We start from the raw sequence: 7,982 nt of genomic DNA on the forward strand, positions 1-7,982 counted from the left end.
CGGGAAAGACAACATCCACCCAGCGATTAATTTGGTTGATGGAGCTAACAAGACGCTTAACGATCACATCTCGGTTAGCCATAAGGACACGAAGTTTTTCAAATGATTCTGAAGTGGAACGAACGAAGGCATAGTAGCCATTCTTCACCATATCAGCTATGACAAGGGCATCTTTTTTATCACTTTTGGATTGCGTATTATCACGATTTTCTTTGTTTCTTTTGACATGGTGAGGATTGACCGTGACAACATCCATGTTTTGTTTGACTAGCCACTTTGAAAGGTTTATCCAATAATGACCGGTAGGTTCCATTCCGACTATCGTGGTGTCTAAGTTTTTCAAGTGTTTTAGTTCCTTGATCCAGTTTAGTAAGCTAGTAAAACCTTCTTCGTTATATTTTGAAAAGACAAAGGTTTTCCGACCACAATGCCCCGATAGTTTACTGCACGGGCCACGTGTACGTGTTGGGCAATATCCACACCAACAATTAGATGTTGATCCGTAATTCTCTCAATTAGTTGATTTTGTTTGTTTTGCATTTTAAAATTCATAGTAGGGCTTCCTCCTTAAGGTTTTGAGTTAGATTGGTCTCTATACTCGTATCTTACTGAGGGGCTCTATTTTTTTCAAACCTGATATTTAACGATCTACAGGAATGCTAACGCACCCGTTAGTTTAAGTACAACCCTTCACAATATCGGCTCAATTAATAAAAAATATCATTTTATTATTTCATTCAGGTTTCTCCCCGAATTTTTTGCCGAAATTCTCCATCATATCAAGTATTGGGATAAATTCACGCCCTTTTGTTGTTAATGAATATTCAACACGTGGAGGTACCTCAGGAAAAACTTCTCGATTAATTAATCCATCTGTTTCTAATTCTCTCAACTGTTTTGTAAGAGAACCTTGTGAGATGTCCCATAAAAAAGCTTTAATTTCGCTATAACGACGTTCTTTTGTTTTTAAAAACCAAAGAATAAGATACTTCCAGCGTCCTGAAAGCATATTTTGGGTATACGCAATACCATAAACGTCTCTTTGCTCCTTAATAAACTCTTTTTCAAATCCATCCTTGCATATTCTAGCCATACTTACATCCCTTTTCTTCTATAAAGTACAAAAAAGTGTACTATATCATTTTTTATTGCCTACTTCAAAAGTAAGAGTAATGAGTTCATAATATTATTTATAACCAAGATCAATTACCTTAATGCTTACAAAAAAGGAATGTAGACAATTTCGTGTTGAGGCTAGCTGATATTAAATCATAATCGAACAAAATTATATTTAGGAGGAACAATAATGAGATTTGGAATTATAGGTGCAGGACCAATAGGGACAATTATTTCTAAAAAATTAGTTAAGAATGGACATGATGTCAAAATTGCAGATGCTCGAGGAATTGAACGTTTAGAAGGAAAAGAGCTTGCTGGAACACCTGTGAGTGTAGAAGATGTAATAACAAATATTGATGTTCTTATAATATCTATCCCTTTTCATGTAATGCCAAGCATTCGCAACATTGTAGATAAATCTGGAGAGGAAGTAATCGTTGTAGACACTTCAAATTATTATCCTTTTAGAGACAATAAAATTGAAGAAATTGAGAACGGGATGGTTGAAAGTGGTTGGGTTTCAAACCAATTAGGTAGACCTATCATTAAAGCTTTCAACAATCAATTAGCTTATACTTTAGAAAATAAGGAAACCCCCGAAGGTACTAGTGGACGCATTGCCATGGCGATTGCTGGTAATAACCTATCACAAAAACAAATAATCATGAACGTAGTAAACGAGCTAGGCTTCGACGCAGTAGATAGTGGTTCTTTAAATGATTCATGGAGACAACAGCCAGGAACTCCTGCATACTGCACAGAACTAACAAAAGAGGAACTAACGGAAGCATTAAAAAAGGCAAATAAAGAAAAAGCCCCATTCCTACGGGATAAGGCGATGGAGAAGTTTTCAGCTAGATTTTCACATAAAGATATTGTGAATCTAAACAGAGAAACATATAATTCATAATTTAGGAAACCCATATTGATCATTGCTCTGGTATTTAATTTTAAATTGAATAGAAGACATAGGAAATTTGGAGCCAAAAATAGTGATCAAAATAACCTTGATCACTATTTTGGCATTTTAAATCTTTTACAGTAAACTCTGTTCATCCACCTTGGATGTAACACTTTAAAAATATTTAGACGTTGTTAACAATTTTCATCGCCGTAAAAAAACTGTATTGTTGTTACACTAAACTGCCCCTATAGTTCCATACGAAAAGGCTGCCTTAAAGATTGCTCCAATCTTCAGCTAACACACTTGTTTGTTGAATAAACAGTTTAAAATCCATTACCCTGGAATACTATTCTCATTAATTCGACGGCTATAAAGTAAACGAAACCAACGAATATACTAAGACCTAAAGCAAATTTTCTCCAAAGCCCTTTCTCACTAAGAAAAGAAAAAGAGAAAGATATAATGATTCCAAATATCATTAATATACGAAAAGTTGTTACTCCAGGATCAATTACTCGTGTTATATTCGCAGCAAAGAAACAAATAACCAAGATAATTAAAGTAAACGAAATAATCCCTAAATATTTTTTCATGATTCCCCACCCTTCCCTCCAATCCATTTTACCAAAATATAGTAAATATGTATTTTTTATTTGGGTATCTTGTCCTTTAGACCCATAAGAAAAGGGCTGCCGAAGCACCCCCTGTTAATGAACTAAAGCACCAGTTAGTTGAAGTGTAATGTTTAACAAACTTTCATAACGAATGGTTGCTGTTTTGTTTACTGTTTTATAGGTCTTTCAAAAATCAATTCATAGTATGACCCTACTGCAACTCCTGAAGTTGCAAAGTCAGGAGAGAAAATTTGAACAAAACGCCAGCCATGATTTGCGTGATTTTTAATTACTTCTCGATAGTCTTCATTAGGTTTACCAGATAACTTTTTAAACTCTATTTTTATAAACTTGTACTCATACATTTATTTGTCCTCCTTTTGATTATGCTTCGTAAACAGAATAAGGATGTGTTTAATTTAACTATTTGTACGATTTATAAAAGGACCCGTTAATGCAATAACACATTGTGTTATTCTTGAATCATTCCTTTGGACATTTTTTCAAATAATTCCATCGGCATTGTGAATTTGGTTGTTTTATCATTTCGCACATATGTAACTATTTCTATCTGATTCCCTTTTCTTTCTACTTCTAACAGTGAATTCTCACCTTTATCTCTAATTGAAATATATGGACCATTTTTCTTTTCTTTCTCTTTATATTCATAATTCATAAAATCCCTCCCAGTTTTTCTTATTTGTTTAGTTGAATAAGGAATAGCTGTTTCCATGAAGTTTCTGAAACTTCATCGTCTTCATCCATTTTTTGAATAAGAAAATGTGATTACTTTTGATTCTCAATTGCGCTCGTAACAATTCGGAATACAAAGTAAAACATACCACTTCCTCCAATAATCCCTACGACAGTTAGGAGAGGGATTTGTTCTGAAAATAACATACCTAAAACAAATAATAAAAAGCATAATATTATACCAAAAATAATTAAGATGTTCTTATTTTTCAACGATTTTCCCCCCTTTAATCTTCACCTTTGTTCCATAAGACTTATTGTAGAGGTAACATATACTGTGACCAAAAAAAGACGGTTTTACCGTCTGATAGCTTGCACTAGTTTTCTTAGTAAAATCAAAACTAATATTACGCAAAAAGAAGATAGAATTAATCCTGGAATACCTATATTAGTTAACAAATTCTCACCACTCAGTTAATACCATTACTAAATTTTAGTTTTTTTGATAAAAATAGTAATTCTTACAGTTCGAATATGCTACGCTTCTAGAACTATCCTGCCCCTTTCGTATTATAAGGTCAGCCAGATATTTCTGGTTGAACAATTTTTATATCGATTTATGATAACGGTAGCTGGGGTAGAACGTTCCTGCCCGTGGGGCTTGGACCCCGTCAACTAAACAGTTCGCCCCCTACTTGCTTAAACATGATTTGGCTGGTTGGGACCAAGATCTCGTATAACAAGCGAAGCTATGATACTGCAAGAAGGATTAGGGGTTAATTATGTTTTTGGAGGAGATAAAAAATGAATCCCGTGGTTGGTCTGGATGTAGCTAAAGGTGAAAGTCAGGTTCAAGCGTTCTTGGATAAAAAGAAGACTTATCAACGAAGTTTCAAAGTAGCACATACCATTGAAGGACTAGAGAGCTTACACCATTATCTTAGAGAGATAGAAAACGTAACAGGAATTCGACCTCCGGTCGTTTTAGAGTCTACTGGGCATTATCATACGCCCGTTGTACAGTATTTTGAGGAGAGAGGTTACTTATTAATTATCGTTAACCCACTCATTTCTTATCGTGCGAAGAGCTCTAGTTTACTCAAAGTAAAGACAGATATAATCGATGCACGTCACCTCTGCGAGCTGTACTATAAAGAGGATTTAGAGCCTTATAAAAAACGAGGGATACAACTCTTAAATCTTCGTAATCTTTCAAGACAACATGCAAATATAACAGGTATCTATGTACAAACAAAACTACAGTTTCAGGCTGTTCTTGATCAAGTATTTCCTGAATATAGAGGGGTTTTTGGAGATTTGTATTCGGTTGTTTCTTTGCTTACTCTATTAGAATTCCCTACTTCTGAAGACATATCATCAGTCGGTCAAGAAACTGTAGCAAATAGGATTAATGAACTTTGTCCAAGTCGTTCTAGAAAGTGGGCGAATACAAAGGCAGAGAAACTTATGGCTGCCTCAGCTCGAAATCCTTTTCAGAGAACTTTATATCAGAGTCACATTTTAAGCCTAGAGATGTATATAAAAATGCTTCTAGAATACCAAAAGCACCTATCCAGGTTTGAAGACGAGATAGATGCTTTGGCAAAAGAAATTGAAGAATATAAGATTATCCAATCCATCCCTGGAATCGGTGAAAAGATCGCTGCAACGATTATTTCTGAAATTGGAGAAATTGATCGGTTTAATCACCCTAAAAAACTAGTGGCATTTGCCGGAATTGATCCAAGTATCTTTGAATCAGGTAAATTTAAAGGCACAGTAAATAGGATTACCAAAAGAGGTTCTGGCAGACTACGACATGCCTTATATATGGCCGTTCGTTGTGCCATTCGTGATTGTCGCAAGAAGAAAACGACAGATGAAATCATCCCTCGGAACAAGAGATTACGAGAGTTCTATGATAAGAAACGTGAAGAAGGAAAGCCCTTTAAAGTAGCTGTGATAGCATGTGCTAATAAGCTTCTACAATGGATTTATGCACTATTACAAAATAACTCGACTTTCCAAGATCTAACCTAGTTTAAAAGTATAACTAAATAGCACAAATCTTTCCAAATACGGTTCATTGGAAGGTTATTTGGCATGCACAAATTTAGTATAGCATGAAATATTTTAAGTTTTCATTGAAAAATGTTGACTAACTATTAGCTGGTTTAGTTCATTAAGAAAAAAGACGATTTTAGCCTATTTGCTAGTCATCTCTTTCACTTTAGCGTAAATAGTGGAACGTGGAACGCCAGTCATTTTAGCTATATCTTTAACGCTTAAACCGTTAGATTCTCTTTCATTATACCGCTTTAACGCCTTCCTAACGTCCTTCTCGTCCTTCCCTTTACGTCCCATATGTTTACCCTGCGCCTTAGCCCTTTCACGTCCCTCAGTGGTTCTATCTTTAATTAGATCACGTTCAAACTCAGCAATAGCCCCCAGCATAGTAAACATTAGCTTTCCTGATGGTGTACTAAAATCAATCTGTTCTTTGATGAATACTAAAGCTATTCCACGTTCTTCTAAATCCTTAGCAATCTTTTGTAGGTCAAAGGTGGAACGTGCTAATCTATCCAACTTGTAAACAACAGCTTGTCACCTTCTCTTAAATATTCCATAGTTTCCGCCATACCGTAGAAAGTAAAAAAGCCCAGTCCATTACTGGCTAAGCAAGTTTTCGTTTTGATGTCTGTACCCCATGATATACTTAATCAATTATTAATATATCATCGGCCCCCTTAATTCAACAAAATATACACCATTTACTTTTAAATGTAAATAATGTATATTTTGTTGTTGTTATAGTAAAATATAGGGGGAATTAATATGTTTAAAAAGATTACTAGTTTAACAGTAAGTGGTGCTTTAGGAGTAAGTTTATTATTTGGTATTGGTTCATCAGCATCCGCTGAGGAACAGAATGATGGTAAGATAAGTGTAGAGAATAGGGAAGAAAATTTAGTTAATTATTTAAAAGATATTCCTGAGAAAGCAGATATTAATAGTACTATAGATAATTATCTTGAAGAGCACCCTGTTGAATTGAAAGCGACTAATACTGGAGAAGCTGATAATACTTCCTTAGATAATGTTGAAGATGTTCCAGAGTATATTGATGAACAAATTGATGAAGGGAATTTTAGAGCTTACGATGTTAACGATGATACTCAATTAATCTTCACAGATAGCGATACTTTCTATGTTTCAGAAACTGATGAAGGTACTGAAGAGCCGGCTAGTGATTCAGAACTTACTTCTGCTAATACTTTAATGATGGCTGCAGCATCTACTTCTTCTAAGAAAAAGCATGTTTCTAATTCTTATACAGCTAAAAACTGGACAGGCTTAACTTTATGGAAAGCATATATTTCTGGGTGGTTTACTTACAACGGTACTAAAGTAACTGCTAAAGAAGATATTGGTTATTTTAAGAGAGGAAACGTAAGTGTTTGGAACATAGACAACCAAAAAAGTGGAGGAAAGAGTATATCAACAAAAACTGCAGAGCTTTATGTTCAAGGAAATGCATCATGGGGATACGGTATTGGTGGACAAGGTATTACAATGCAAGACAAATTTGTAAAAGTATATTTAAGAAGCGATAGCAAAGGGAAAGTATCTAAGCATAGAACTATAAAATAAATTGGAGGTGATTTAATTGAAAAAAACAATTCTATGGTTTTTAATACCAGTTGTTCTCGTTTTATTATTTTCATCCACTCAGTTTATGACACCAGTTACAATTAAGGAAATTAGTTTAATGATTATTGGATCAGTTGCTTTAGGAAGCTTCATAGGAGCAGTTTTTTATGGATTAAACAAATTTTTTCAAAAGTTAACAACAAACTAAATAAAAGCCCTTTGAAGTAATAGTAATAAGAAAACTTCAAAGGGCTTTTTTAGTTTATATAAAATAGAAACGCCATAATCTTCACCCCATTACCCTCCTACCGGCAGCTAAATAAAGCCGCAGAGTTCGCTGGCGTGGAACATGTCGGCAACCGTACCTTGCGAAAAACGTTTGGCTATTGGTTTTACATTTTCATAATCTTTCAATTTCCTAAAGATCTTTAACGTTTTTTGTTTTGTTATTTAGAATCACTTCCAACTAAATCTACCTCATTTTAACAGCATTACAACCTGTCGAGAATCAAAAGGTTATTCCAGCCCCACCTAATATAATTAGCTTTGAAACTGATTACCCCAAAAAGGAACTTGGGTTGAAGTACCAAAAGAAAGAAACAAAGAAGATAACATTTAATGTGAAAGCTGAAAACACTTGAGACTGTCTTATTTTGGTTAGTACCAACTGGTACAGAAACCTGGAATCAAAGAAAACTTATTGGCTATGACATTAAAGGAGATGATAAGGATAATCAATTTACTTTAACTTGGAATATTGACCGTCCATCCCTTCTTGACCACTTACATATTCAAGCATTAGGTGAAGGAATAGCAAATGATACAATTAACTTAATAATGGAGTAGTTTAGTCTTTCCTTATTAAACTAAACTGCCCCGATAGTTCCATAAAGAAAAGCTGCCTTAAAGACAGCTCCGATCTTCTGGAGTTAGTATAGTTTCATGGACACATTTTAGTTAAGTCCTTACAATGATTTTTGAGAGGATGTGTCCGTCTTGGA

General features: G+C 34.5%; 9 protein-coding genes and 3 pseudogenes. 5 read left to right on the forward strand and 7 right to left on the reverse strand.

The annotated features are described in order from the left end of the window. Together ACFX4L_RS24410 and ACFX4L_RS24415 are read right to left on the reverse strand one after the other, a co-directional pair. Positions 1–552 (reverse strand): annotated as a pseudogene (locus ACFX4L_RS24410) (IS110 family transposase); the annotation flags it as partial. A 181-nt stretch (positions 553–733) separates the two neighbouring features. After that, on the reverse strand, positions 734–1,093 hold the full coding sequence (locus ACFX4L_RS24415) for a winged helix-turn-helix transcriptional regulator (RefSeq protein WP_260287829.1): 360 nt from the start codon (positions 1,091–1,093) through the stop codon (positions 734–736). Between the two features lie 213 nt (positions 1,094–1,306). On the opposite strand from ACFX4L_RS24415, the gene ACFX4L_RS24420 reads away from it, so the two are divergent. Continuing rightward, positions 1,307–2,029 carry an NADPH-dependent F420 reductase gene (locus ACFX4L_RS24420; RefSeq protein WP_377406516.1) on the forward strand — a complete coding sequence of 241 codons (723 nt, stop codon included), beginning with the start codon at positions 1,307–1,309 and terminating at the stop codon, positions 2,027–2,029. Between the two features lie 317 nt (positions 2,030–2,346). Here ACFX4L_RS24420 and ACFX4L_RS24425 read toward each other — a convergent pair whose 3' ends face one another. The 4 genes from ACFX4L_RS24425 to ACFX4L_RS24440 form a co-directional block, all read right to left on the reverse strand. Further along, complete coding sequence (locus tag ACFX4L_RS24425; protein WP_275732744.1) at positions 2,347–2,616, reverse strand: hypothetical protein; 270 nt, start codon at positions 2,614–2,616, stop codon at positions 2,347–2,349. 188 nt (positions 2,617–2,804) lie between these two features. Then, entirely contained in the window at positions 2,805–3,002 is a 198-nt protein-coding gene (locus ACFX4L_RS24430) for a DUF4177 domain-containing protein (protein WP_377406518.1), read from the reverse strand. Positions 3,003–3,109: 107 nt separating this feature from the next. Then, positions 3,110–3,313, reverse strand: coding sequence for a hypothetical protein (locus tag ACFX4L_RS24435; protein WP_377387537.1), 204 nt, complete (start codon positions 3,311–3,313; stop codon positions 3,110–3,112). 110 nt (positions 3,314–3,423) lie between these two features. After that, the gene (locus tag ACFX4L_RS24440) at positions 3,424–3,603 is read right to left on the reverse strand and encodes a hypothetical protein (protein WP_377406520.1); all 180 of its coding nucleotides are present in this window, start codon (positions 3,601–3,603) and stop codon (positions 3,424–3,426) included. Positions 3,604–4,134: 531 nt separating this feature from the next. Here ACFX4L_RS24440 and ACFX4L_RS24445 point away from each other — a divergent pair. After that, positions 4,135–5,370, forward strand: a complete 1,236-nt coding sequence (locus ACFX4L_RS24445; protein ID WP_377387543.1) for an IS110 family RNA-guided transposase — start codon at positions 4,135–4,137, stop codon at positions 5,368–5,370. A gap of 165 nt (positions 5,371–5,535) precedes the next feature. On the opposite strand, the pseudogene ACFX4L_RS24450 reads toward ACFX4L_RS24445, so the two are convergent. Continuing rightward, positions 5,536–5,954, reverse strand: a pseudogene (locus tag ACFX4L_RS24450) (recombinase family protein); the annotation flags it as partial. A 211-nt stretch (positions 5,955–6,165) separates the two neighbouring features. Here ACFX4L_RS24450 and ACFX4L_RS24455 point away from each other — a divergent pair. From ACFX4L_RS24455 to ACFX4L_RS24465, 3 genes and pseudogenes are all read left to right on the forward strand, one after another. Beyond that, positions 6,166–6,981, forward strand: coding sequence for a hypothetical protein (locus tag ACFX4L_RS24455; RefSeq protein WP_377406521.1), 816 nt, complete (start codon positions 6,166–6,168; stop codon positions 6,979–6,981). A gap of 16 nt (positions 6,982–6,997) precedes the next feature. After that, entirely contained in the window at positions 6,998–7,189 is a 192-nt protein-coding gene (locus ACFX4L_RS24460; protein WP_061465036.1) for a hypothetical protein, read from the forward strand. Positions 7,190–7,278: 89 nt separating this feature from the next. Beyond that, a pseudogene (locus ACFX4L_RS24465) lies at positions 7,279–7,377 on the forward strand (site-specific integrase); the annotation flags it as partial. Between the last annotated feature and the right edge of the window lie 605 nt (positions 7,378–7,982).

The sequence above is a fragment of the Peribacillus sp. YIM B13482 genome, assembly GCF_042787975.1.
GTDB lineage: Bacteria > Bacillota > Bacilli > Bacillales > DSM-1321 > Peribacillus > Peribacillus simplex_A.